The sequence below is a fragment of the Stenotrophomonas sp. Marseille-Q4652 genome (assembly GCF_916618915.1).
Classification (GTDB): domain Bacteria; phylum Pseudomonadota; class Gammaproteobacteria; order Xanthomonadales; family Xanthomonadaceae; genus Stenotrophomonas.
On sequence record NZ_CAKAKE010000001.1, the window covers coordinates 2,088,797 to 2,114,780 of the forward strand.

The 25,984-nt window shown below is 68.6% G+C and carries 21 protein-coding genes and 2 pseudogenes; 3 read left to right on the forward strand and 20 right to left on the reverse strand.

Annotated elements, in window-relative coordinates:
* The first annotated feature begins 53 nt into the window (after positions 1-53).
* The gene (locus LG380_RS09950; protein WP_225764906.1) at positions 54-809 is read left to right on the forward strand and encodes a 20S proteasome subunit A/B; all 756 of its coding nucleotides are present in this window, start codon (positions 54-56) and stop codon (positions 807-809) included.
* Positions 810-828: 19 nt separating this feature from the next.
* Here LG380_RS09950 and LG380_RS09955 read toward each other — a convergent pair whose 3' ends face one another.
* From LG380_RS09955 to LG380_RS10005, 11 genes are all read right to left on the reverse strand, one after another.
* Entirely contained in the window at positions 829-2,349 is a 1,521-nt protein-coding gene (locus tag LG380_RS09955) for a response regulator (protein ID WP_225764907.1), read from the reverse strand.
* A 6-nt stretch (positions 2,350-2,355) separates the two neighbouring features.
* Positions 2,356-2,796 carry a response regulator gene (locus tag LG380_RS09960; RefSeq protein WP_225764908.1) on the reverse strand — a complete coding sequence of 147 codons (441 nt, stop codon included), beginning with the start codon at positions 2,794-2,796 and terminating at the stop codon, positions 2,356-2,358.
* Positions 2,793-4,607, reverse strand: coding sequence for an ATP-binding protein (locus LG380_RS09965; protein WP_225764909.1), 1,815 nt, complete (start codon positions 4,605-4,607; stop codon positions 2,793-2,795). Before LG380_RS09965 ends, LG380_RS09960 begins: the two co-directional genes overlap by 4 nt.
* 172 nt (positions 4,608-4,779) lie before the next feature.
* The gene (locus tag LG380_RS09970; RefSeq protein ID WP_225764910.1) at positions 4,780-5,142 is read right to left on the reverse strand and encodes a BON domain-containing protein; all 363 of its coding nucleotides are present in this window, start codon (positions 5,140-5,142) and stop codon (positions 4,780-4,782) included.
* 119 nt (positions 5,143-5,261) lie between these two features.
* On the reverse strand, positions 5,262-6,173 hold the full coding sequence (gene gnd, locus LG380_RS09975) for a phosphogluconate dehydrogenase (NAD(+)-dependent, decarboxylating) (RefSeq protein ID WP_225764911.1): 912 nt from the start codon (positions 6,171-6,173) through the stop codon (positions 5,262-5,264).
* A complete protein-coding gene (locus LG380_RS09980; protein WP_225766564.1) occupies positions 6,158-7,411 on the reverse strand; it encodes a hypothetical protein in 1,254 nt (417 codons plus the stop codon). Before LG380_RS09980 ends, gnd begins: the two co-directional genes overlap by 16 nt.
* A 20-nt stretch (positions 7,412-7,431) precedes the next feature.
* The gene (locus LG380_RS09985; RefSeq protein WP_225764912.1) at positions 7,432-7,989 is read right to left on the reverse strand and encodes a DUF2242 domain-containing protein; all 558 of its coding nucleotides are present in this window, start codon (positions 7,987-7,989) and stop codon (positions 7,432-7,434) included.
* A 115-nt stretch (positions 7,990-8,104) separates the two neighbouring features.
* Positions 8,105-10,279, reverse strand: coding sequence for a carboxy terminal-processing peptidase (locus tag LG380_RS09990; protein ID WP_225764914.1), 2,175 nt, complete (start codon positions 10,277-10,279; stop codon positions 8,105-8,107).
* Positions 10,280-10,456: 177 nt separating this feature from the next.
* On the reverse strand, positions 10,457-11,473 hold the full coding sequence (gene lipA / locus LG380_RS09995) for a lipoyl synthase (protein ID WP_225764917.1): 1,017 nt from the start codon (positions 11,471-11,473) through the stop codon (positions 10,457-10,459).
* A 16-nt stretch (positions 11,474-11,489) separates the two neighbouring features.
* Complete coding sequence (gene lipB, locus LG380_RS10000) at positions 11,490-12,167, reverse strand: lipoyl(octanoyl) transferase LipB (protein WP_225764919.1); 678 nt, start codon at positions 12,165-12,167, stop codon at positions 11,490-11,492.
* Positions 12,155-12,433, reverse strand: coding sequence for a DUF493 family protein (locus LG380_RS10005; protein ID WP_225764920.1), 279 nt, complete (start codon positions 12,431-12,433; stop codon positions 12,155-12,157). Before LG380_RS10005 ends, lipB begins: the two co-directional genes overlap by 13 nt.
* Before the next feature lie 213 nt (positions 12,434-12,646).
* On the opposite strand from LG380_RS10005, the gene LG380_RS10010 reads away from it, so the two are divergent.
* Entirely contained in the window at positions 12,647-13,699 is a 1,053-nt protein-coding gene (locus LG380_RS10010) for a lipid A deacylase LpxR family protein (protein WP_225766565.1), read from the forward strand.
* Positions 13,700-13,762: 63 nt separating this feature from the next.
* Here LG380_RS10010 and LG380_RS10015 read toward each other — a convergent pair.
* The 9 genes and pseudogenes from LG380_RS10015 to LG380_RS10055 form a co-directional block, all read right to left on the reverse strand.
* Positions 13,763-14,683: pseudogene (locus tag LG380_RS10015) on the reverse strand (CsgG/HfaB family protein).
* A gap of 209 nt (positions 14,684-14,892) precedes the next feature.
* Positions 14,893-16,107 carry a D-alanyl-D-alanine carboxypeptidase family protein gene (locus tag LG380_RS10020; protein WP_225764921.1) on the reverse strand — a complete coding sequence of 405 codons (1,215 nt, stop codon included), beginning with the start codon at positions 16,105-16,107 and terminating at the stop codon, positions 14,893-14,895.
* 86 nt (positions 16,108-16,193) lie between these two features.
* Positions 16,194-17,495: a septal ring lytic transglycosylase RlpA family protein gene (locus tag LG380_RS10025; RefSeq protein WP_225764922.1), complete on the reverse strand. Its 1,302-nt coding sequence runs from the start codon at positions 17,493-17,495 to the stop codon at positions 16,194-16,196.
* Complete coding sequence (gene mltB / locus LG380_RS10030; protein WP_225764923.1) at positions 17,492-18,625, reverse strand: lytic murein transglycosylase B; 1,134 nt, start codon at positions 18,623-18,625, stop codon at positions 17,492-17,494. Before mltB ends, LG380_RS10025 begins: the two co-directional genes overlap by 4 nt.
* Positions 18,626-18,992: 367 nt before the next feature.
* The gene (gene rodA / locus LG380_RS10035; protein ID WP_225764924.1) at positions 18,993-20,099 is read right to left on the reverse strand and encodes a rod shape-determining protein RodA; all 1,107 of its coding nucleotides are present in this window, start codon (positions 20,097-20,099) and stop codon (positions 18,993-18,995) included.
* Positions 20,096-22,159 (reverse strand): penicillin-binding protein 2, encoded by a 2,064-nt coding sequence (mrdA, locus tag LG380_RS10040; RefSeq protein ID WP_225764925.1) that lies wholly within the window; start codon positions 22,157-22,159, stop codon positions 20,096-20,098. Before mrdA ends, rodA begins: the two co-directional genes overlap by 4 nt.
* Before the next feature lie 3 nt (positions 22,160-22,162).
* The gene (mreD, locus tag LG380_RS10045) at positions 22,163-22,621 is read right to left on the reverse strand and encodes a rod shape-determining protein MreD (protein WP_225766567.1); all 459 of its coding nucleotides are present in this window, start codon (positions 22,619-22,621) and stop codon (positions 22,163-22,165) included.
* Positions 22,578-23,613: pseudogene (mreC, locus tag LG380_RS10050) on the reverse strand (rod shape-determining protein MreC); the annotation flags it as partial. The pseudogene mreC and the gene mreD, both read right to left, overlap by 44 nt.
* A gap of 117 nt (positions 23,614-23,730) precedes the next feature.
* Positions 23,731-24,777: a rod shape-determining protein gene (locus LG380_RS10055; protein ID WP_225764926.1), complete on the reverse strand. Its 1,047-nt coding sequence runs from the start codon at positions 24,775-24,777 to the stop codon at positions 23,731-23,733.
* 273 nt (positions 24,778-25,050) lie between these two features.
* Here LG380_RS10055 and LG380_RS10060 point away from each other — a divergent pair, with 273 nt between their 5' ends.
* A complete protein-coding gene (locus LG380_RS10060; RefSeq protein WP_225764927.1) occupies positions 25,051-25,983 on the forward strand; it encodes a carbohydrate kinase family protein in 933 nt (310 codons plus the stop codon).
* Position 25,984: the final 1 nt, after the last annotated feature.

Here is a 25,984-nt window from a genome sequence, read left to right on the forward strand (position 1 = left end):
ACCGCCCCGGGGCAGCCGCATAGAATCAAGGGCGCACATCATATGGCACCGACATGACCTATTGCGTAGGCATCGAAGTGGCGGAGGGCCTGGTGTTCGCCGCCGACACCCGGACCAACGCCGCGCTGGACGACATCCGGGTCCACCGCAAGCTGCACGTGTTCGAGTACCCGGGCCAGGCCGCCTTCGTGGTGATGACCTCCGGCAACCTGGCCACCACCCAGCTGCTGATCTCGCGCCTGCGCCGTGATGCCGACGATCCGGACCACGCTGGTCCCAGCCTGCGCAGCTTCCGCCACCTGTTCGAGGCAGCCGCCTACGTTGGGCAACTGCTGGTGGACAGCCAGGTCAAGGCCACCGAAGGCAATACCGATGCCGGCATCAATACCCAGGCCTCGCTGATCTTCGGCGGCCAGATCGCCGGCGAGCGGCCCGGGCTGTACATGATCTATCCGCTGGGCAACGCGATTGCCGCCTCGCCCGAAACGCCCTTCCTGCAGATCGGCGAATCCAAGTACGGCAAGCCGATCCTGGACCGCATCCTCACCCCGCGCACGCGGCTGGAAGACGCCGCGCGCACCGCGGTGCTGTCGCTGGATTCGACCATCCGCTCCAACCTGTCGGTGGGGCTGCCGCTGGACCTGGCACTGATCCGCGATGGCGAGCTGCGCGTGGGCCGTCAGATGCGCCTGGATGCCGACACCCCGCTGTACCGGGACATCCACCGCGACTGGGCGATCCGGCTGGAACAGGCCGTGGCCAGCCTGCCGCGGTTCCCGTGGGAGGAGCAAGGGCAGCGCGGCGACTGACCGCCGCGCTGCCTTGCCATCAGCCGCGCGCCAGCGCCTCGGCCACCATCTGGAAGGCGCGCTGCATTTCCAGCGGCTTGCGCAGCACGTGGACCTTGGTCTCGCGCGGGAAGCGGGCGCCATTGAGCGGTGCCGCGGCGTCCTCCAGCACCACCGCCGGGCCGCGGTAACCGCTGGCGACCATTTCCTCGAGCAGTTGCGAGGCGGACATCAGCGGGATGCCGCTGTCCACGATCAGCAGGTCGGGCATGTGCCCGTCCTGCACGTAGCGCAGCGCCTGGGCGCCGTCGACGGCCAGGTGCAGCTCGTACCCCTGGCTGGACAGTGCGTTGCCCAGCAGCGACAGGCGCGTGGCCTCGCTGTCGACCACCAGCAGCGACTGCCCCTTGCCCAGCGGCACCGACGGGGCCGGCTCGGCCTCCTTGCCCTTGCCCTTGCCATGCATTGGCAGGACCAGGTCGAAGCGGGTGCCCTCGCCGGGGCGGCTGTCCACGTGGATGCTGCCGCTGCAGCTTTCGATGATGCGCTTGCACGACACCAGACCCAGCCCGGTACCGCCGGGCTTGGTGGTGAAGAACGGGCTGAACAGCCGCGACAGCGTGGCCGGATCCATGCCCACGCCTTCGTCGGCGATGCGGATGCACAGCACACGGCTGCCGTCGACGCCTTCGGCCTGCGAGGCCGCCAGCAGCAGCCGGCCGCCGTCGGGCATGGCCTGGATCGCGTTGAGCGCCAGGTTCAGCAGCGCCTGCTGCAGCTCGGTGTAGTTGGCCTCCACCGCCAGGCTTTCATCGGACAGCTCGATTTCCAGCCGCACGTTGGTCGGCATGTTGCTCTTGAGCAGCATCTCCAGCGCCTGGAACAGGCGGCGGATCTCGATCTTCTCGGCAGGGCGGTTGGAGCCGCGCACGAAGGACAGCATCGACTCGGCCATCTCGTGACCGCGGCGGCCGCATTCGGTGATGACGTCGGCCAGCCGTGCCATCTGCGGGTCGTCGCTGCGGCTCTTGATCAGCTCGGGCACGATCAGCAGCGGTTGCAGGATGTTGCGCAGGTCATGGCTCAGGCCGGCGGCGAGCAGGGCCAGGCTTTCCAGCCGCTGCGCACGCATCAGCTCGTTCTCGACCTGGCGACGCTCGCGCTCGACCCGGCCCTCACGGATCGCGCGGGCAACCGCCGACGGCAGACGCGCCGGCTGGTGCTTGATGATGTAGTCGTTGGCGCCCTGGTGCAGCGCCTCGACCGCGGTTTCCTCGCCCATCGTCCCGGAGACGAAGATGAAGGGCGTGCCCGGCACCATCTCCTGCACGATGCGCAGGGCCTCGTAGCCGGAGAACCCGGGCATGCTCAGGTCGGACAGGACGATGTCCGGCGGTGATTCCTGCAGTGCCGCGCGCAGGTCAGCATCGCTGTCCACGCGCCGGAAGCTGGCCTCAAGGCCAGCCTCCACCATCTGATCGCACATCAGCTCGGCGTCTTCCGGCGAATCCTCTACCAGCAGGACGTTCACCAGGCCGAGCGGGGCACCTTGTCGTGGCATGCGCCATTACTCGCGGTCCGGGGCCTGGTTGATCACCGCCCAGAACGTACCCAGCGTGCGTACCGCCCCGAAGAACTGGTCCACGTCCACCGGCTTGACCACGTAGGCGTTGACGCCAAGATCCCAGCTGCGGGCCAGGTCGCTTTCCTCGCGCGATGAGGACAGGATCACCACCGGCAGGCGCTTGAGTTCCTCATCGCCACGGATGCGCTGCAGCACCTCGAGGCCGTCCATGCGCGGCATCTTGATGTCCAGCAAAAGCACCGCCGGCAGGCCTTCCTCGCGGTTGGCGAAGGCGCCACGGCGCAACAGGTAGTCCATCGCCTCCACACCGTCCTCGACGTGGACGATGGGGTTGGCCAGCCGCGCATCGCGCAGCGCATCGATCGCCATTTCGGCGTCGGCCGGGCTGTCTTCTGCAATCAGGATCGTACGGAGTGGATTCATGCAGGTTGCCCTGTATTGAGTGCGTCAAGCGCGGGAGGAAGTATGAAATGAAAGGTAGCACCGCGGTCAACCTCGGCCTCGGCCCAGATGCGGCCACCGTGGCGCACCAGCACGCGGCGCACGCTGGCCAGGCCGATGCCGGTGCCGGGGTATTCGCTGGCCTTGTGCAGGCGCTGGAACACGCCGAACAGCTTGCCGGCGTAGGCCATGTCGAAGCCGGCACCGTTGTCGCGCACGGTGAAGTGGTGGCTGCCGTCCGGCTCCCGTGAATAACCGATCTCGACCACTGCCGGGTCGCGCGCGGCGCTGTACTTGATGGCGTTGCCGAGCAGGTTCAACCACACCTGGCGCATCATGTTCTCGTCGGCCACCAGCATGGGCAGAGGCGCGATGTGCCACTCCACACGACGCTTGGGCCCGCCGTTCTCGGCCTCGGTGGCCAGGTTGGCGTCGAGCACGGCGCGGGTGTCGGCTACCATCGACTGCATGTCCACGGCCTGCATGCGCATGGCACCGCGGCCAAGGCGCGAGTACACCAGCAGGTCGTCGATCAAGGTCGCCATGCGCCTGGCGGAGCTGCCGATGATGTCCAAGTAATGGCGGGCCTTGTCGTCGGCGCTGTCGCCCAGGTAGGCAGCCAGCTTGTCGGCAAAGCCGCCGACGTGGCGCAGCGGCGCGCGCAGGTCGTGCGACACCGAGTACGAGAAGGCCTCCAGCTCGCGGTTGACCTCGGACAGCTGCTCCACCTTGCCCTCCAGCTGGCTGTTCAGTTCCTCCACGCGCGACATCACGGCGCGCTGCACGGTCACGTCGCTGACGGTCATCAGCACGACCTCGTCGTCGCTGTCGGGCAGCGCCATGCGCCGTGCGTTGACCAGCATGTTGCGGACGCGGCCATCGCCACCCTCCTGTGCGAGCTCGTAGTCCCAAAGCTCGCGGCCACGCAGCAGCACGTCGGCCAGGCGCTGGCGCATCGCCGGGTCGTTCCAGATGCCCTCGCCCACCTCCTGCAACGGGTGTTGCAGCAGGTCTTCCTCGATGCCGTACAGCTCGGCAAAGGCCGGGTTGTACAACAGGATGCGCTGGTCCCGGTCCAGCAGCACGATCGGCTCGCGCACGGTCTGCAGGATGGCGTTGGCACGGGCACTGGAGCTGAGCGAGGCGCGCTCGGCGACCAGGCGGTGCTCCATCTGCCGCTTCAGAAGCCACAGGATCAGGACCAGCAGCGCCAGCTGCAGCGCCAGTGCCGTCCACGACACCATGTTGGCCAGGCGTTGCTGGCGCTCGGCGATCGCGCTGCGCTCCTTCAGCAGGTGCTGTTCCTCGGCCTGCAGCTCCTCGATCAGCTCGCGGATCGGGTAGCGGACCGCCATCTCCTCCAGCAGCGTGCGCTGGGCTACCGGATCGCTGGTGGTGGCTATGCCGTGCAGCAAGGCCGTACGCCGCTCCAGCACCGACTCGATCCGGCCTACCCGTACCAGCTGGCGCGGATTGTCCTGCAGCAGCTGCTCGAGCTCACGCAGCACCGGTTTGATCTGCTCCGCGCGGGCGTAGCGGTCGCGTACTTCCGGGGTATCGATGCCCTTGGACAGGTTGTATGCGGCCGACTCGGCATCGCGCACGTTGGCCTGCAATCGGTACACGGCGGTTCCCACCGCCTGCGTGTGGGTCACCCAGCCCTCCGCGTCGTCCACTTCACTGGACAGCTTGCGCAATGTCAGCGACGGCACCACCAGGATCAGGATGGCGGCCAGGCCCAGCGCGCGCAGGCGCCAACGGTCCCAGCCGTCATCGATCAAGGTCTTCTGCATGCTTTCCCCTTCATTCCTGCGACAGGCCGTGGGGCACAGCATAGTGCCCCGCCACGACCGGTAAACCGGCGAGGATGGAGATCATGATGTGGGCGCCGCGTGAAGACGATCTACCGGCCGACGAAAAAAGGCGCGCCATGGGCGCGCCTTCGTGTGGGGATTGCTGCGTTGATCAGCGCGTGGCCTTGGTGTCCTTGGCCACGGTCAGGCCCGAGGCATCGACGTCCTTGACGCCCTTGATGCCCTTGGCAACGCTGATCGCGCGGTCATGCTCGGCCTTGGAGTCAACGGTGCCGCTCAGGGTCACCACGCCATTGACGGTTTCGACCTTGACCTCGGTGCCCGGGACGTTCTTGGTGGTCAGCAGGTCAGCCTTGACCTTGGTGGTGATCCAGGTGTCGCTCACCGGCTCCTGCGACTCCGTACGGGTGTTGTCGGTACGGGTCGGCTGGTCGTCGGCCATCACGCTGCCGGTAGCGGCCATCAGCGACAGGGCCAGGGTGGAAGCGAAAAGGGTCGAAGAGCGCTTGTTCATGTTGTCTCCTGCGTTGGGTGTGGCGTCATCTTGTCCGGCCCACCATTCAAGAGACGTGGGCACAGGATCAGCGGGCCGTGAAACATTCAGTGGCTTCTGCAGCGCATGAAGAACACCGCTCATGGCACGTCGGTCCGGTGCACGGCGTGGCCCCCGAAGCCGTTGCGCATCTCCGCCAGCAGCCGATCGGCAAAGGAATTTGCTTCGCGCGAGCGCAGGCGCTCCAGTAAGGAAAGAGTGAGTACCGGCGTGGACACATCCAGGTCGATGGCTTCGCGCACCGTCCAGCGGCCCTCGCCCGAGTCCGGCACGTAGGGCGCAATGCCCTGCAGGGTCGGGTTGTGCTTCAAGGCCTCGGTACCGATATCCAGCAGCCAGGAACGCACCACGCTGCCATGGCGCCAGACCTCGCCGATCTGGGCCAGGTCCAGGTTGAATTCTTGCTTCCGCTCGAGCAGGGCGAAGCCTTCGGCATAGGCCTGCATCATTCCGTACTCGATGCCGTTGTGGATCATCTTGCAGTAGTGCCCTGCCCCCAGCGGGCCAACATGGGCCCAGCCGCGGTCCGGCGCCGGTGCCAGGGTGGAAAACAGCGGATGCAGTGGCGTCACCACCGCCTCGTCACCGCCCACCATCAGGCTGTAGCCCTCGCTCAGTCCCCAGATGCCGCCGCTGGTGCCGCAATCCACGTAACGGATCCCCTGCCCGGCCAGCCGCTCGCCGCGGGCCTGGGTGTCGCGGTACCAGGAATTCCCGCCGTCGACGACGGTGTCTCCCGGCGCCAGCCGCAGCAGGAGCTGGTCGAGCATGCCATCGACCACGGCAGACGGGATCATCAACCACACCACCCGCGGCGCCGGCATGACCTGCAGGAGCGCATCCAGGCTGGCATGGGCGGTGATGCCATGGCCGGTCGCCTCGGCCCGGGCCGCCTCCCCGGGGTCGAACCCCTGCACGCGGTGGCCACCCAGTTGCAGGCGGCGGGCCATGTTGGCCCCCATCCGCCCGAGTCCGATCATTGCCAGTTCCATGTCCTGCCTCCTGCCTTGGAAAGGATGTGTTTCGCCGTAACCTCGCCCGTCGCCGCGCAGTCGCGCAGCCGGCGTTGAAGCCAGCGCTGGTAGAGCGTGGTGTGCAGGTTGTGCAGCGCCAGGTTGAACGAGTACGGGGTGCGCGGGTTGCGGTCCAGCAGCCGCACGACGTGGTAACCCAACGGCCTGGTGCCGAGCGGATGCACGTAGACCAGGAACTCGCGGTAAACCGGCTCATCCAGCAGGGTCTCGACCTCGACCAGCACCTCGCGCTGCTCTGGCGACAGTCCCTTGCGGGCCCAGGGCTCGCGCTCGACCAGCAGCCGTTCGAAGCGCCGCGGCCCTGGCCCAGCCAGCCTGCGTGAAAGTTCCCAGATGCGGTGGTTGAGCCGGTCGTAGTGCTCGAAGCCCCCGTGCCGCTCCAGCGCCTGCGCGGCAGCTTCGCTGACCTCGGTGACCACGAAGTTCTCGGCCTGGTTGTGGATGTCGTCCAGATGGCTGCGGTCGAACACATGCTCGATGAAACCCGGCACGCCGATGAAGGCCTGCCGCCCCATCCGCGCGGTGCGCCGCGCCTTGCCATCGGCGAAGAACTCGCCGGCACTGCTGCCCAGCAGGATGCTGTCGGTACGGTGCAGGGTCAGGAAGGTACCGATGGACAGCTCGCCGGGCGCGAACTCCGCGTCGAACGCGACATCGCCGTAGAGCTCGCGCTGGGTGGCCAGCTGCGCGATCTGGCGGCCGACGCCGCATTCGGATCGCACGCGGCCACTGTAGAACGCTTCCAGCGCCTGGCTGTTGCTGCCCGCCGGCTGGTAGCCGCGGCCGAAGCTGCGGAAGCGCTGCCAGCCCTTGCGCTGCGCGCCGCCCACGCCAAAGCCGATCCAGCCCAGCTGCAGCGCCGAGAAACGGTAGCCGTCATTGCCCTCCAGCGCCTGCGCCGCGCGACGCGTGGCCTGGCCCAGTTCGAACATGTAGGCACAGCGCGTTGCGGGGTGCTGCAGCAGTTCCTGCACAAGGGCCGTCTCATCGGCATCGGCCAGCGTGGAGGGGACCAGCACGCGCAGGTCACCCGCAGCATGCGCATCGGCAAGGTCTGCGCGTCGGCAGACCTCGCCCCCGACCACCTGCGGCGCGGCCACCTCGGCGGGCTCGAAGCGCCAGCCCAGGATCTGCAGCAGTTGCCGCTCGCAGCCGGCACTGGCCAGGCCGGGCAGCAACGTCAGCACTGCAACCATCGCTACGACATGACGCCGGCTCACTCCTGCTCCATCGGTTCCTGCCCGCCCATCGCGTCATCCGTGGACGGGCCGCGCAGGTAGTACTGCAGGCGACCGAAGAAGCGCTGGTAGAACGGGGTCTCGGTGACCGTGCTGCTGGCAATGCGCACGAGCGAATCCTCGCTGCTGCCGAAGGGCAGCGATACCGAACCCAGCGCGCCAACGCCGACACTGGCCGAGGTCGGGCTCTTCTTCAGGGCATAGCGGTCCTGCACCGCGCTGGCGAATACCAGCGCACCACTGCCCTGCGCCGCACAGGAAACGCGCAGCACCAGTTGCTCGTGCTGCTCGTCGCGCGGCTGGAAGTTCTTGCTGCCTTCCACCATCGCCGCATCGGCGCGGGTGATGGCATAACCCTCGCCCAGCAGGGTGCGGCGTGCGGCCTCGCAGGCCTGTCCCGGACTGGCGGCCACCAACCGCGAGTAAGTGTCGCCGGCATCGAAGGATTCGCGCAGCAGCGTGCTGTCGGCGGCGCGGCCGCCGCAGCCGCTCGCGACGACGGCCAGCATGGCCCACAGTGGGACGGACTTGTTCATGGCAGGGCCCGGCAGGGGAAACCGCCTGACCATAGCGCCGCCGTTGTAAGGGCCGGGTCTAAATGCGAAGGGCCGGCAGATGCCGGCCCTTCGCGGGTTGCGTTGGCAGAAGCCTTCAGTCGGCCCAGCGGCCGACGCCGGTGGACTGCGGCAGTACCTGCGCCGACAGCGGGCGGTCAGCCTCGAGCAGGTTCACCGCATCGGCCAGGATCGCGGCCGACTCACGCAGCAGCGGGTCCGGGCGCTTCTCGGCAGCCTTCTCACGGGCGGCATCCTTGACGATGTCGCGCTCGTTGCCGGTCAGGCCGTCATCGCTGTCCTCGGCCAGCGGGTCCAGGGCCAGGCCCAGCTGCTTGCGGATTTCCTGCCGTTCCTTGCGCTGCTTTTCCTGGCGCTCGCGCTCGGCGCGGCGTTCCGCCTCGTTGAGCGATACCGCCTTCTTGGCCGCCTCGGCGCGGAACTGCTGCACATCCTCGTTCCACCACTTGAACTCCACGTCCTCGGCAACGCGGCTCCTGTGGCGGGTTTCCAGCTTGGGCAGCAGCGGCGCGAAGTTGCCGTAGCGGGTATGAGGAACCGCGGCGATGCGGGTCCACGGCAGCGCGTTGTCGTAGGTGCTCTCGCCGAACTCGCTGGCGTCCACGCTGGCCGGGAACGCCAGGTCCGGCACCACGCCCTTGTGCTGGGTGCTGCTGCCGCTGACGCGGAAGAACTGGGCGATGGTCAGCTTGACCTGGCCAAATCGCTGCTTCTCGCTGGCCGGCCAGCGGTCCAGGTCGACGATGTTCTGCACCGTGCCCTTGCCGAAGGTGGTCTCGCCAATCACCAGGCCACGGCCGTAGTCCTGGATGGCGCCGGCAAAGATTTCCGACGCCGAGGCCGAACCGCGGTTGATGAGCACCGCCAACGGACCATCCCAGGCGACATCCTGGTTGCGGTCGCTGTTGACGGTGACGCGGCCGCCGGATTCGCGGACCTGCACAACCGGGCCCTGCTCGATGAACAGGCCGGTCAGTTCGATCGCCTCGTCCAGCGAGCCGCCGCCGTTGTTGCGCAGGTCCAGCACCACGCCGTCGAGCTTGTCGGCCTTGAAGCCGGCCAGCAGCTTGGCCACGTCACGCGTGGCCGAGGCGTAGTCGGTGGCGTTGCGGCGACGGCCCTCGAAATCCTGGTAGAAGGTCGGCAGCTTGATGATGCCGATGCGGCGCTCGGGCTCGCCGGCGGCGCCGGGCAGGGTCATGGTCTCGCCCTTGGCGGCCTGCTCGGCCAGGCGCACCTTCTGCCGGGTCAGGGTGACGTGGTGGTGCTTGCCGTCCACGCCTTCCTCGGCCGGGATGAATTCCAGCCGCACCTGGGTGTCCTTCTTGCCGCGGATCTTGGCCACGACGTCGTCGATGCGCCAGCCGATCACGTCCTCGACCGGACCGGACTTGCCCTGGCCGACGCCGACGATGCGGTCACCCGGCTTGAGCGTGCCGTCCAGCGCGGCCGGGCCACCGGCGATGATCTCGCGGATCACGACCATGTCGTCCTGGCGCTGCAGTTGCGCGCCAATGCCTTCCAGCGACAGCGACATGGCCTGGTTGAAGTTCTCGGCGGTGCGCGGGGTGAAGTAGTCGGTGTGCGGATCGACCGCGCTGGTATAGGAGTTGAGGAAGAACGAGAACACGTCCTCGCCCTTGAGCTCGCCTACCGACTTGAGCAGCGTGGCGTAGCGCTTGTCCAGGGTCTTGCGGATCTCGGCGGCAGGCTTGCCGGCCAGCTTCAGCCGCAGCCAGTCGTTCTTGACCGACTTGCGCCACAGCTCGTTGAGCTCGGCATCGCTGGCCGCCCAGGCGACGTCCTTGCGGTCGTAGGCGAAAGTTTCATCGCGGGAGAAATCTGGTTCCTGCTTCAGCAACTGGCGCGCATAACCGATGCGTTGCTCCACGCGCTGGCGGTAGACGGCGAAGATCTCGAACGCCGGATCCAGCTCCCCGCCGCGGATCGCGCCGGCGATGCCGGCCTTGAACGGCTCGAAGCGGGTGATGTCGGCCTGGGTGAAGAACTGCTTGCCACCGTCCAGCGACTCCAGGTAGCGCTTGAACACGTCCTGCGAGGTCTCCGCGTCCAGCGCGCGCGGCCGGTAGGCGTAGCGGCTGTCGGAGAGCAACCCGTACACCAGCTTGGCCGTCGTCGCCTGGTCCGCCGTCGCTGCCGAAGGCAGCAAGGGGGTATCGGCGCGCGCCAGCAGCGCGACCGGCGCCGACAGCGCGAAAGCCAGCAGGAAGGCGGGGACTCTGTAGTTCATTGCGTACTCTGGGCACCTGGCCGGAAGGGTGAGACTGCGTGGAACTGTGACATCCGGACAGTGCCGAAAGTTGCGGCACTTGTCATCCGGATACCCAGCCTAGCGGCCAGCCCGTAGTGAATTGTGAATCGATGCGGCACGCCGGGCGGCCGTACGCCGCCGCCCGGTACCGTGGGCTCAGCCGGCGACGCCGGCGCCTGCCGCCTGGCGGTCTGCGTGGTAGGACGAACGTACCATCGGCCCGGAAGCGACATGGCTGAAGCCCAGCGCGTTGCCGTACTCCTCCAGTTCCTTGTATTCCTCCGGCGTCCAGTAGCGCAGCACCGGGTGGTGGTGTGCGGTCGGCTGCAGGTACTGGCCGATGGTGACCATGTCCACGTCGTGCGCGCGCAGGTCGCGCAGGGTCGCCTGCACCTGTTCCATGGTCTCGCCCAGGCCGAGCATGATCCCGGACTTGGTGGCGATGGCCGGGTGCTGGGCCTTGAAGTTCTTCAGCAGCGTCAGCGACCACTGGTAGTCCGCGCCCGGACGTACGTTGCGGTACAGGTCCGGCACGGTCTCGATGTTGTGGTTGAACACGTCCGGCGGGTTCTGCGCCAGGATCTCCAGCGCGCGCTCCATGCGGCCCTTGCCGCGGAAGTCCGGGGTCAGGATCTCGATGCGGGTGCCGGGCGACCTGTCGCGGATCGCCGCGATGCAGTCGACGAAATGCTGGGCGCCGCCGTCGCGCAGGTCATCGCGGTCGACGCTGGTGACCACGACGTACTTCAGGCCCATGTCGGCCACGGTCTGCGCCAGCGAGGCCGGTTCGTTGGCATCCGGCGGCTTGGGCCGGCCGTGGGCCACGTCGCAGAACGAGCAACGGCGGGTGCAGACCTCGCCCAGGATCATGAAGGTGGCAGTGCCGTGGCCGAAGCATTCGTGGATGTTCGGGCAGCTGGCCTCCTCGCACACGGTCACCAGGCGGTTCTCGCGCAGCTTGGCCTTGAGGTTGGCCACGGCGTTGCCGGACGGGATGCGCACGCGGATCCACGAGGGCTTGCGCAGCACCGGCGCGTCGGCGAACTGGACCGGCGAGCGGTTGATCTTGTCCCCGCCCAGCTGCTTCACGCCCGCCTGCAGCGGCGCGGTGGCGGTCGGGGAATCGCCCTGCACGACCTGCAGGGGAATGGCACGGGTGGTGGATTCGGTCATGGTGTGCTCGACGGCATCACGCCGCGGGAGTGAGATCGGGCAGGCCGGCGTCGGCCCGCAGTTCCAGCCCGAACTGGCTGGCGAGGTGGGCCAGCAGCACCGGCTTGACGGCGTCCAGCCCCGAGGGACCGCCCAAGTCTAGCACCGAGGTCACCTGCAGGCCCTGGTAGCCGCAGGGGTTGATGCGGTGGAACGGCTCCAGGTCCATGGCCACGTTGAAGGCCAGGCCGTGGAAGCTGCAGCCGCGGCGCACGCGGATGCCCAGCGCGGCGATCTTGGCGCCACCCACGTACACGCCCGGCGCGCCTTCGAGCCGTTGAGCGCCAATGTTCCATTCGTCCAGGGTGTCGATGATCGCCTGCTCGATCCTGCACACGTAATCACGCACGCCGATGCCGAGCCGGCGCAGCTCCAGCAGCGGATAGACCACGATCTGGCCGGGGCCGTGGTAGGTCACCTGGCCGCCCCGGTCCACGTGCAGCACCGGGATGTCGCCCGGCGCCAGCACGTGCTCTTCCTTTCCGGCCTGGCCGAGGGTGAACACCGGATCGTGCTCGACCACCCACAGCTCGTCGGTGGTGGCGTCATTGCGGGCATCGGTGAACCGCTGCATCGCCCGCCACACCGGCTCGTAGGGCTGGCGGCCCAGGTCGCGGACCACGGCCTGCGCGGCCGTGGCGGTCACAGCGTCCACTTCACTTCCGGGTGGTCACGCAGCACCACGTGCGCGGCGTCGTACTGCGCGCGGCTCTCGGCGTGGAACGCGATGCGGACCGACACGTACTTGCCGTTGCTGGAGTGCTTCCAGGTGATGTGCTCGTGCCGCACCTGCACGCCGGCGGTTTCCAGCAGCCGGGGCAGTTCGGTTTCCAGTCCGATGCCGGCCGTGCCCATGGCACTGAGCTCGAACACACCGGGGAACTGGAAGCCGTGATCGGGGTTGTCGGACTTGATTTCCATCGCCCCATTATCGGGCCGGGCCGGGGCAAACCCAAGTGCGCCCGGCGCTCTGCGACAGGGCTTTCACCCGCGGGCAAGGATCCTGCATGGGCGCAAGCGCACCCGCACGCCGCCGGCAACGCTGCGGTGCACAGGCGCGGCGACTGCCCGGCGTCCCCAGCGGATATGCTGCGCGGCGCCGCCCCTCCCCCAAGCACGGAAGCCCCGATGCCAATGCGTTCTCCGCTGCATGCCGCACTGGCCGCCCTTGGCGCGCTGGCCCTGTCCCTGCCCGGCGCGGCTTGGGCGCAGTGCACCGACAGCCGATTGCAGCAGACCCCGCCGGGGGTCAACTTCCGTGTCGACAACGACCTGTTCGGCGGCGAGCAGCAGGACCAGGGTTACACCAATGGCGCGGTGCTGACCCTGGTCTCGCCCAACCTGGCCGACTACACCGACGACCCCTGCCTGCCGCGCCTGGCGCGCTGGGTGAACCGTTACCTGGACCGGTTCCAGCCCGGTCTGTCCGACCAGCAGAACATGGTGTTCTCCCTCGGCCAGGGCCTGTACACGCCGACCGACTACACCCGCACCGACCTCATTCCGGATGACCGCCCCTACGCGGCGGTGCTGGTGGCCAGCTTCGGTTACAACGCCCGCAGCGACACCCGCCTGCGCACCACCCAGCTGCAGCTGGGCGTGGTCGGCCCGGCTGCGCTGGGCCGGCAGGTGCAGCACGCGGTGCACAAGTTCACCGGCAGCCAGGATTTCCGCGGCTGGGACAACCAGCTCCGCAACGAACCCGTGGTCGGCGTGGTGCACGAGCGCATGCGCCGCTGGGGTGATGCCGACGGCAACGCCGCTGGCTGGGGCTGGGACGCGATCTCGCACTGGGGCGGCGCGCTGGGCAACCGCACCACCCATGCCAACGCCGGCATGGAAGTGCGCTGGGGCTGGCACCTGCCCGATGATTTCGGCAGCACACCGCTGCGCCCGGCCGGCGAGAACACCGCGCCGTCGCATGGCCGGCCTTCGGACTGGGGCTGGCATGTGTTCGCCACCAGTGACGGTCGCTGGGTGCTGCGTGACATCACCCTGGACGGCAACACCTTCCGCGACAGCCATCGCGTGGACAAGCGCCCGCTGGTGGGCGAGCTCGGCTACGGCATGGCGTTGATGCACGGGCGCTGGAAGTTCGCCCTCGCCCGCTATCACCGCAGCCGCGAGTTCGAGGGACAGCGCCAGTCGCCCGTGTTTGGCAGTTTCACCATCAGCCGCCTGCTCTGATCCGACGGAAACGACGCGGGCGACCCTGAGGCCGCCCGCGCGCAACAGCATAGAAGACCGGGATTACCTGGCCAGCTCGGTGTTGGTCGAGTTGACCCAGCCCTTGTTGCCCAGTTCGTCCTCGACTTCCCACATCATCCCGTCCTTGTTGCCGGTGGGATACAGCAGCATCCCCGGATCAAGCGAACGCACGGCCGTACCGGTGCCCTTGGCGTTGGCCAGCAGGCGCGCGGTCTTGGTCACGCGCAGGGCCTGGCTGACGTTGGCGGCGGAGGCGTTTTCGGGCATTCCGCCCAGCTCGGTGATCAGGTTGGTGTAGGCCTGCAGGTAGGCCAGGGTGATGACCTGGCCGATCTCGGTGTTGGCGTAGCCGCCCACGCCGGCTGCCCCCAGGCCACCCCCGCCGAACAGGCCGCCGCTGGCGCCGAAGCCGATGTCGGTCTTCTTGGCCGAGCCCTCGGCCATGGCCACCTGCTCGGAGGAGCGCACGTCGGTCACGGTCAGCACCACGTCAGCGGTCTTGCGCTTGAAGTTGAGGCCGCCCACCACCGCGCCGGCACGACCACCGACCAAGCCACCGATCAGGCCGCCGATGGCATTGCCGCCGGCATTGCTGTTGGCACCGATCAGGTCGGGAACCAGCACATAGTCGGCCGCCTTGATCTGGCCCTTGCCGATGTTGGAGCCGCGGCGCAGGTCGCCTTCGGACGCCAGCGCGCGCTCGGCCTAGGCCGCGGCCATGCCGGCACCGCGATCGACCAGGGTGAAGCAGCGCGACTTGTTGACGAAGACCTTGATCAGCTTGGACGGCGCCGGCAGCTGGTATCCGGTCCACCAGCTCACCGCGTCCTCTGGCTCGATCACCGAGATCGATCCCAGCGGCTTGGCGCACGTCGGGATCTGCGCCATCTGTTCCTGGCGACGATCCTGTGCGCTCTGCCGTTGCGCGTGTGCCGGCGCCGCCAGGGCGAGCGCGGCGAGCATGCCCACGGCCAGTGCCGCCGGGCGACCATACGAGTTCAACATTCCTGTATCCCCTTGCAAGTCCATTGAGTGCCGCTCCGGGCACCCGCCCCTACTTGGAGCGGACGCGTATTACCGCATGGTTGCGCCGCCGTGCCAACGACCGGGCCCGGAAATGCAGACAGCCGGCACGAGGCCGGCTGTCTGTTGCGGTGCAATAGGAGGCTGGCTTATTCGGATTCCCACCACATCCAGAACGCATCCCACAGGCGCTTGAAGAAGCCGGCTTCCTCGACCGCGCTGACCGCCACCAGCGGCGCCTGGGCGACAACCTGGCCATCGAGCGTGACTTTCACCGTGCCGATCTGCTGGCCGGCGGCGATCGGCGCTTCCAGCACCTTGGGCACATCCATGCTCGGCTTGAGGTCGTTGTAGCGGCCGCGCGGCAGGCTCACCAGCAGCGGCTGGGACACGCCCAGTTCCACCTGGTCGGCCTTGCCCTTCCAGATCTTCTGGCTGGTGACGACCTTGCCGGCTTCGTACAGGCGGTGGGTCTCGAAGAAGCGGAAGCCCCAGTTGAGCAGGGCCAGGCTGTCATCGGCGCGCTGCTTCTCCGAGCTGCCGCCCATCACCGCGGCGATCAGGCGCTGGTCGCCACGCTGGGCCGAGGACAGCAGGCAGTAGCCGGCCGCCGAGGTATGGCCGGTCTTGATGCCGTCCACGCTCTGGTCGCGCCACAGCAGCAGGTTGCGGTTCGGTTGGGTGATCGAGCCTACGGTGAATTCCTTGATCTTGTTGTAGGCGTAGGTCTCCGGGAAATCGCGCACCAGCGCACGGCCCAGCAGCGCCAGGTCATAAGCGGTGGAGTAATGGCCCTCGGCGGTCAGGCCGTGCGCGTTGACGAAGTTGGAGTTCTTCATCCCGATCTTGGCCGCGTAGCTGTTCATCAGCGAGGCGAACGCCTCCTGGCTGCCGGCCACGTGCTCGGCCAGGGCGATGGCCGCATCGTTGCCCGACTGCACCGCCATGCCCTTTTCCATTTCCTCCAGGCGCGCGGTCTGGTTGACCGGAAAGCCGGAGTAGCTGCCGTCGGTGCCGGCACCACCTTCGCGCCAAGCCCGCTCGCTCATCATCACCTGGTCATCGAGGCCGACCTTGCCGTTCTTGATCTCGGCGGCCACGACGTAGGAGGTCATGACCTTGGTGATGCTGGCCGGGGCGACCTGCTCGTGGATGTTCTCGCCTGCCAGCACCTGGCCGGTGGCGTAGTCCATCAGGATCCACGCGGTGGAGGTGCTGGGAACCGGCGCCGGCGGCGTGGCAACCACGGCCGGAGCTGCGTCAGCCGCGGCCGGAACGGGGTTCGGCGTGGGCATGGGCGTCTGGGCGAAGACCAGGCCGGCGGCGAACGTGGCCACGGCGGCGGCGGCAAAGCGGAATTTCATGGGACAACTGCTCCTGGAAGGGGCGCGGAGATCGAGGGGGCATTGTAGGCCCATGCAATCGCCTGGGCCGACGCAGTGGAGGCGGATCAGTCGCGGACGATCTGCGGACGACCCAGCCCCAGGCTGGCGATGCGACCGGCCAGCTCGGCAGCACTGTCATGGTCGCTGGCCGCCACGCGCAGGCGCCACAGGGTGCGCCCGCCACTGACGATGTCGCTGAGCGTGGCCCCGGCAATGCCGGCGGCCGAGAGCTGGGTCAGGGCACGGGTGGCATTGTCGCGACTGGAGAAGCTGGCCACCTGCAGCAGCACCTTGCCCAGCGCGGCGCTGGCGGCGGGGGAAGGTTCGGTCACTGCGGCAGCGGTGGCGGGAAGCGCGGCCACCGCCACGGCAGCGGGTGTGGCCGCGGTTGCCGCCGAGGTCGTGGCCGGGCGACCGGTCGCCACCCGCACGCCCTGCTGCTTCATCCAAGCATCGAAATTGTCCGCCGAACCCGGCGTGGCCGACTCGGCGACGCGGTAGCGCCACTTTTCCGCGGCGTTGTCGGCGCCCTGCACTGCCGCGACCACCGGTGCGGTGGCGGGCAGGCGCTGGACCAGCTGGTCCATGTCGCTGGCTGCGCGGGTCGGTGTGGCGGTCGTGGTCGAACTTGCCGGCGCGGCCTTGGCCGGGGTGCTGCCGCGGCCGGAGCGACTGGCCAGCAGGCGCTTGTTCTCGCTTTCCGGGGTCAGGGCGGTGACTTCGACGCGGCCGGTACCGCGCTGGGTGATGCCCAGTTTCACTGCCGCGGCATAACTCAGGTCGATCACCCGGCCATCGTGGAACGGGCCACGATCGTTGACCCGCACGATCACCGACTCGCCGGTATCCAGGTTGGTGACGCGGGCAAAGCTGGGCAGCGGCAGGGTCTTGTGCGCGGCGCTGAAGGCGTACATGTCATAGACCTCGCGGTTGGAGGTCAGGCGCCCGTGGAACTTGCTGCCGTAGTAGGAGGCGATGCCCTTTTCCGAGTAGCCCTCGACCCGGTCCAGCACCTTGTACTCCTTGCCCAGCACCAAGTACGGCGAGCGGTTGCCGACCGGCGAACGCGGCTCCTCGCGCACCACCGGCTCGGGGATGCAGGCCACGTTGGGCACGTAGCTGGGCGTGGAATCCTTGACCCCCGGCTTGTACAGGCCGCCGGCGGTGTAGTTGCCGCGGGTGCTGGGATCCTCCTTGGCCGGCGCATACGGCGAGCCGTCCGGACAGTCGGCGGCCGCGCTGGCGCGGGGGCCGCCGCTGGCAGCACTGCCCGCAGTTGCGGCCGGACCGGATTTGCGCGGCGCGCTGCTGCAGGCCGCAAGGCCGAGCATCACCAGCGCCGCCACCAGCCACCTGCTCGTCCTCATGCCGGCGGCAGCTCCTTGCCGGCGATGGCCTCGGACAGCTGGAACACGGCCATCGCGTACATCTTGGAGAGGTTGTAACGGGTGATCGCGTAGTAGTTCTGGAAGCCCAGCCAGTACTGCTTGCCGCTGCTGCCTTCCAGCGTCACCGGCGTCGCGGTCGCGGTCGGATCGACGGTGCCCACCGGCCGGTAACCGCGTGCGGCCAGGTCGGACAGCGTATGCGTGGGCAGCCACTCGGTCGGATTGAATTCCTCCCGCCCGGCATCCAGCGTGGCCGGCACCGCCACCTGGCCACCGGCCACCCAGCCGCCCTTCTTCACGAAGTAGTTGGCGATGGAGGCGAACACATCGGCGTGGCTGGTGAACAGGTCGCGGCGGCCATCACCGTCGCCGTCGACCGCAAAATCCAGGTAGCTCGAGGGCATGAACTGGCCCATCCCCATCGCCCCGGCATAGCTGCCCTTGAGTGTGGTGATGTCCAGCTTCTCCATGCGCGCAAGCTCGAACAGCTTGGCCAGCTCGTCACGGAAGAACAGCTCGCGGCGCACCTCGCGCTCGAGCTTGTCCGGGTCGCCACTGCGCGGGTAGTTGAAGGCCAGGGTGTACAGCGCGTCGAGCACGCGGTGGTTGCCCATGTTGCCGCCGTAGCTGGTCTCCACGCCGATGATGGCGACGATGACCTCGGCCGGGACGCCGGTGCGTGCCTGCACCTGCTGCAGCGCCTGGCGATGCCGGGCCAGGAACTGGCGGCCGCCGTCGATGCGCGCCTGGCTGATGAACATCGGCCGGTACTCGTTCCACGGCTTGACCCGCTCGGCCGGGCGCGCCATCGCCGCGATGATCGGCTGCCGCACCTGCGCCTGGTCGAGCACGCCGGCGACGTAGGCCGGCTCCAGCCCGTAGCGGGCGGCGGTATCGCGGATGAAGTTGGCCCGTGCGGTCTCCAACGGCACCGGCGTCAGGTCCACCGGCGGCAGGTTGCTTGCGGCCTCGGGCTGCGCTTCGGCCGGGCCGGATCTGGGCGGCTGCGGCGAGCCGGCGGCCGGCGATGCGGTGGGCGGAAGCGTCGGCTGGGTTGCGCAGGCAACCAGGCCGAGGGTGATGAAGCAGACCAGTGCGCGTCGAATCATGACCCGAGGTTAGCAGGTCATGGATGAATTTCCAGCACTAACGCCATGAATCACAAGAGGATTGCGGCAGTTCGCCAGGAGCTGTGGAGGCGGCGCAATGAATGCGGCGACGGCAGCAAAGAGGGAACGGCCGGCTGCGCCCCCATCCCCACGGGCACAACCGGCCGTCCGGCCGGATCCAGTGCGGGTGTGATCCGCGACTCCCCTCGCGGACCCCTTCCCGAATTCGGCGGTGATCCGGTCAGGATCACTCCCGTTGCAGCCAGGGTTGCCCCCCAAAGGCAGACCGGCGCAGCGGGAGCACATTGTCACCCAGCGCTATTCACGATGTCTTGATCACGATCAAAGTATGGCCCCGCCCAGCGGCTCAATGCCCGTGGACGGGCCGGTGCGAGCGGATGGCCATCACCAGGCCGAAGCCGGCCAGCAGCGACACCGCCGAGGTTCCGCCGTAGCTGATCAGCGGCATCGGCACGCCCACCACCGGCAGCAGGCCTGAGATCATGCCGCCGTTGACCAGCACGTAGACGAAGAAGGCCAGGCCGGTGGCGCCGGCCAGCAGCCGCGACCAGGTATCGCGCGATTCCACCGCGATCCACAGGCAGCGCCCGATCACCACCAGGTACAGCGCCAGTACCACGGCCACGCCGATCCAGCCGAATTCCTCGCTCAGCACCGAGAAGGCGAAGTCGGTGGTCTGCTCGGGGATGAAGTTCAGGTGCGACTGGCTGCCCTGGCCCCAGCCCTTGCCGGTGAGCCCGCCCGAGCCGATCGCGATCTTGGACTGGATGATGTTCCAGCCGGCGCCGAGCGCATCGGCCTCCGGGTCCAGGAACATCATGATCCGGTCCTTCTGGTAGGGACGCAGCAGCCAGATCCAGGCGATCGGCGCGGCGGCGGCCACGCCGCCCACGCCCACGCCGACCCACCACCACGGCAGGCCGGCCAGCAGCAGGACGAACGCACCGGAGGCGGCGATCAGCACGCCGGTGCCGAAGTCCGGCTGCAGCATCACCAGCCCGGTCGGCACGCCGATGATCACCGCCGCGGTCAGCACCACCGGGATGCGCGGCGGCAGCGGCATGCGGTTGAGGTACCAGGCCACCATCATCGGCAGGCTGACCTTGAGCAGCTCGGCCGGCTGCAGGTAGAAGAACCCCAGGTTCAGCCACTGCCGCCCGTACTTGCCGGTGCCCAGCACGAACACCGCCATCAGCGGGATCATCGACACCGCATAGATCATCGGCGTCCACGCGCGCAGTCGTGGCACCGGCAGGCGCGAGATCGCCCACATCGCGCCCAGGCCCACCGCAAAACGCGCACCCTGGGCGATGACCAGGCGGCTGCCGCCGGCGCTGTCGAGCACCGCCAGGCCAATGGCCATCAGCGCGGCCAGGGCCAGCAGCAGGATCCAGTCCAGGCTGCGGCTGAAACGCACGCCCATGTCCCAGGCCCAGCGCAGGAAGTCCCTCATCGCGCGTCCTCCGTGGTCGGTGCACGTGCCGGCGCGAGCGGCGGCTGGCCCTGCGGCGCGGGAGCCGGCGGCACCGGCGCGGGGGCGCCCACCATCACCGGCAGGTCTTCCAGCAGCGCCGCGGCCGCATCACCGGCCTGGCGCAGGCCCGGGTCCTCGGCATCGATCACCGCGGTCCCGATGGCGGTGGTGCCGCGCTCGGCATCCAGCGGTTCCAGCCCGTCAGGCAGCTGGCCCAGCAGCCAGGCGTCGAACACCTTGCGGGCGATCGGCGCGGCGGCCGAACCACCGTAACCGCCGCCCTCCACGGCGATGGCCACGGCGATGGTGGGCTCCTCGGCCGGGGCAAAGCCGATGAACAGCGCGCGGTGGCGCAGGTGCATTGGCAGGCTCTTGGGATTGGTCGCGGCGGTGCCCTTGCGGCTGACCACCTGTGCGGTACCGGTCTTGCCGGCCATCAGGTAGGCCGCGCCGGAGGCCACGCGCCAGCCGCTGCCACCGGGCTGCATCGTGCCCATCATGCCCTCGCGCACCGCCTGCAGGTTGGCCGGGTTGGGGCTGATCGGCTTGCCAGCCGGTTGCGGCAGTGGTGCCCAGTCATGGTCGAAGCCGGCGCGGGTCTCCTTGACCAGGTGCGGGCGGCGCAACTGCCCGCTGGCCAGGCCACCGACGCCGCGTGCCAGCTGCAGCGGGGTCACCTTCCACAACCCCTGGCCGATGCTGGCGTTGACCGTGTCGCCCGGGTACCAGCGCTCCTTGCGCGCCTTCATCTTGGCCTGCGGCGAGGGCAGGATGCCTTCGATCTCGCCGAGCAGGTCGATGCCGGTCGGCTCGCCGAAGCCGTAGCCGGCCATGTACTGGTCGAAGCGCTCGATCCCCATGTCGATGCCGAGCTGGTAGTAGTAGGTGTTGACCGACTGCGAGATCGACTTGCGCAGGTCGGTCCAGCCATGGCCGCCGCGGTTGGCATCGCCCCAACCACGGCCCACGCCCGGCAGGTAATACATGCCGCGCGAGAGGATCCTGTCTTCCGGCCGGCGGATGCCGCTGTCCAGGCCGGCCAGGCCGAGGAACGGCTTGACCGTCGAACCCGGGGCCACGCCGCCGAGCACCAGGCGGTTGAACTGCGGTCGCGACGGGTTTTCGTTGAGCCGCTTGAAGTCGGCGTGGGAGATGCCGTTGACGAACAGGTTGGGGTCGTAGGACGGCAGGCTGACCATGGCCAGGATCTCGCCCGTGCGTGGATCGATCGCCACCGCCGAGCCTTCCTGCTCGCCGAAGGCGGCGACCATCGCCCGCTGCAGGTCGGCATCGATGGACAGGCGCAGGTCGGCGCCCGACTGCGCCGGCACCCGGCCCACGGTGCGGATCGCGCGGCCCTGCACGTTGGTCTCGACCTGCTCGTAGCCGACCTTGCCGCGCAGCTCGGTCTCGTAATAGCGCTCCAGCCCGGACTTGCCGATGTGGGTCAGCGCCGCATTGCCCTCGCCCAGCGTGCCCAGGTCCTTCTCGTCGATGCGGCCGACGTAGCCAATGACATGCGCGAACAGCTCGCCGTACGGATAGCGGCGGGTCAGGTAGGGCTCGAGCTCGACCCCGGGATACTTCCAGCGGTCCACCGCGAAACGCGCCATCTCCTCGTCGGAAACACGCAGCTTCAGCGTCACCGGCAGGAAACTGCGACGCGCCTTGCGCGAACGGTGGAAGGCCTCGATCTCCTCGTCGCTGATCGCGAACAGCCCGCGCAACCCTTCCAGGGTCGCGTCCATGTCCTTGACCTTGTCCGGGGTGATGTCCAGGCGGAAGGCCGGCACGTTCTCGGCCAGCAGCCGCCCGTTGCGGTCGTAGATCATCCCGCGCCCGGGCACCACCGGCCGCGGCTTGATCCGGTTGGCCTCCGAGCGGGTGGCGTAGATGTCGTGGTCGAGCACCTGCAGCTTGAAGTACCAGCCGCCCAGGCCGAGCAGGGTCAGCAGCACGCCAAGGAAGCCCAGCGCGGCGCGGCGCCGGAACTGCTCGGCCTCGGCGTGTGGATTCTTGACCTGGCGACGCGGATACATGGCTCAGCGCCTGCGCCGGCCCAGCCGCACCGCGTCCAGCAGCACGAACATCGGCAGCCACAGCAGCATGCCCAGCAGCGGTGCCCACCAGTAGGCCCACGGCAGCACCGGCTCGCCCACGGCCAGGTGCAGGGTGGCGCTGATGATGCGGTCGTTGACCAGCAGGCCGCCGATGGCCAGCGCCTGCTGCGACATCGGGAAGAAGCGCAGGCGGGCACGGAAGCGCTGCAGGATGAAGGTCATCACCACCAGCCGCAGCGCCTGCTCGCCAAGCAGGGTGCCGTAGAGCATGTCGGCGACCAGGCCGGCGGCGAAGGCAAAGCCCAGGCCGACGCGGTCGGGGGTTTCCACCACCCAGTAGGCCAGCACCAGCGCCAGCCAGTACGGACGCAGCGGCTGCAGCAGCGAAGGCAGCGGCACCAGGCCCAGCAGCAGGGCCAGCAGCAGGCTGACCGGCAGTATCCAGGCGCTCTCGCGGAAACGGCTCATGCGCGCGGCTCCTGCGGAGGAGTGGCGGCCGGGGCATCGGAGGCGGGCGTGGTGCCCTGCTTCTGCTCCGGCTCGGCCTTCGGCGTATCGACACCTTCGTCGGCCGGGGCGGCCGGCGCCACCCGTACCGGCGGGGCCGAGCGCAGCAGCAGCACGTCGCGGCCGCGGTCCAGCTTGGCGGCCGGTTCCAGCTCGCCCACCAGGAAGGCGTGGGTGTCGTCCGGGCGCAGGCGGGTGATGGTGCCGACCGGGAAGCCGGACGGGAAACGGCCACCCAGGCCGGAGGTGACGATCTCGTCGCCCACCTCGACCCCGGCGCTGAGCGGGATGTCGCGCAGCTCCAGGGTGTCGCCGCGGCCGTAGACGATCAGGCGCACGCCGGTGCGGGCGACGGTGACCGGCACCGCGTGGTCCGGATCGGTCAGCAGCAGCACGGTGGCATGCAGCGGGGTGACCTCGATCACCTGGCCCATCAGGCCGCCGGCGTCGATCACCGCCTGGCCCACGCGTACGCCCTCGCGGCTGCCGGCGGCCAGCACCAGGCGCTGGCGCACCGGGTCCAGGTCGATGTCCAGGATCGGTGCCAGCTGCACGTCCAGCCCGCTGCGTTCAGCCACGTTGAGCAGCTCGCGCAGCTGGGCGTTGTCCAGCGCCGCGGTCTGCAGCCGGGTCAGGCGCGCGTTGGCGATCAGCAGTTCGTTGCGCAACTGGCGGTTCTCGGCCACCAGCTGCGCGTGGCTGGCGGCATTGTCCTTGACTTGGCTGCCCAGCCGGCCGGGCAGGCCGGCCAACGCCCACAGCGGCTGCACCAGCACGTTGGCCTGGCTGCGCAGGCGCGACAGCCAGCCGCCCTGGTTGTCGAGCACGATCAGGGTGATGGCCAGTGCCAAGTACGCCACCAGCCGCAACGGACTGCTGGCATCCGTCGGTCGGGAAGCTACGGGAGGGCCGGCGTAGGGAGGCACGGAAGGTCCGGGGCGGGCATCAGTCAAGGGGTGGAATACGACGACGCCCCATCGGGCGAGGCCGGCACGCACGGGGCGCGGCGGCCATCACGCCGACGGGGCGCGTGGCACGGCGCCTCACTCGGGAGCGAAGAACTCGTTGCCGTGCATGTCCACCAGTTCCAGCGCGCGGCCACCGCCGCGGGCCACGCAGGTCAGCGGGTCGTCGGCGACCTGGACGTGCAGGCCGGTCTCCTCGGAGATCAGGCGGTCCAGGTCGCGCAGCAGGGCGCCACCGCCGGTCAGCACGATGCCGCGCTCGGCGACGTCGGCGCACAGTTCCGGCGGGGTCTGCTCCAGCGCCAGCTTGACCGCCGAGACGATGCCGCTGAGCGGCTCGTGCAGGGCCTCGAGCACCTCGTTGGAGCTGATCTTGATCATCTTCGGCACGCCCTCGGCGAGGTTGCGGCCGGAAATCTCCAGTTCCTTGACCTCGGTCTGCGGGTAGGCACAGCCCAGCTCGACCTTGATCCGTTCGGCGGTGGCCTCACCGATCAGCATGCCGTGGTTGCGGCGCACGTAGTTGGTGATCGACTCGTCGAAGCGGTCGCCGCCAATGCGCACCGACGCCGAGTAGACGATGCCGTTGAGCGAGATCACCGCCACCTCGGTGGTGCCGCCGCCGATGTCGATGACCATCGAGCCACGGGCCTCGGTCACCGGCAGGCCGGCGCCGATCGCCGCGGCCATCGGTTCCTCGATCAGGTACACGTCGCGGGCACCGGCCTCCTCGGCCGATTCCTTGATCGCGCGGCGCTCGACCTGGGTCGAGCCGGCCGGCACGCACACCAGCACGCGCGGGCTCGGGCGCAGGAAGCGCGACTTGTGCACCTTCTTGATGAAGTGCTTGAGCATCGCCTCGGTATAGGTGAAGTCGGCGATGACGCCGTCCTTCATCGGGCGGATGGTGGTGATGTGGCCCGGGGTACGGCCGAGCATCTGCTTGGCCTCGGCGCCGACCGCGGCGACCGAACGGGTGCCGCCAATCGCACGGTCCTGGCGCACGGCGACCACCGACGGCTCGTTGAGCACGATCCCCTGGCCGCGCACGTAGATGAGGGTATTGGCCGTGCCCAGGTCGATGGACAGGTCATTGGAGAACATGCCACGCAGCTTCTTGAACATCTGGGGAGTGATCCTGAGGGGTGTCGTGCCCGGGCCGGATGGCGAAAAAATGGGCAGAAATCGAGGTCGGCTAGCCTAGCAACCTCCCCCTTCCCGGGCAAGGCGGAATCAACGGAAAACCGCGGCCCCGCTCGCTTCCGGGCACCGCCGGACAGCCCCGGTTCTGGCCCTGCGCCGCCGCACCCGGTAACCTTTGCACCGCCGCGCGCCACGCGCGCCCCCACCCCCACCCCGGTCCGCGGGTGGAAACCCCCTTTGTATAGGCCGTTGCCGATGTCTGCTTTGATCTGTGGTTCTCTTGCCTTCGACACCATCATGGTGTTCCCGGACCAGTTCAAGAACCACATCCTGCCGGACAAGGTCCACATCCTGAACGTGTCGTTCCTGGTCCCGCGCATGCGCCGCGAGTTTGGCGGCTGCGCCGGCAACATCGCCTACAACCTGAAGCTGCTGGGCGGCTCGCCGGTGCCGATGGCCACCGTTGGCCAGGATTTCGCCCCGTACCGCGAGCACTTCATCGAGCAGGGCATCGACCTGTCGCAGGTCAAGGTGATCGATGAGCTGTTCACCCCGCAGGCGTTCATCACCACCGACCACGACAACAACCAGATCACCGCCTTCCACCCGGGCGCGATGATGCGATCGCACGAGAACCACGTGAAGGACGTGCCGGGCATCACCTTCGGCATCGTGGCCCCGGACGGCCGCGAGGGCATGATCCAGAACGCCAACGAGTTCCTGGAGCGCGGGATCCCGTTCATCTTCGACCCGGGCCAGGCCATGCCGCTGTTCAACGGCCCGGAGCTGCGCAACTTCATCGAACAGGCCGACTACGTGGTCGTCAACGACTACGAGTCCAACCTGCTGCAGGAGCGCACCGGCTGGACCGAGAAGGACATCGTGCAGCGGGTCAAGGCCTACATCACCACCCAGGGCCCGAAGGGCGCGGTCATCCACACCCCGGAAAAGAGTTTCCATGTGCCGCCGGCACACGAGCGCCGCGTGGTCGATCCGACCGGCTGCGGCGACGCCTTCCGGGCCGGCCTGATCTTCGGCATCGAGAAGGGCTACGACTGGCTGACCGTCGGCCGCATGGGCAACCTGATGGGCGCGCTGAAGGTCGAACACCCGGGCACCCAGAACCAGCGTTTCACCTTCGACGAGTTCAACGAGCAGTTCAAGCAGCAGTTCGGCTATTCGCTGTAAG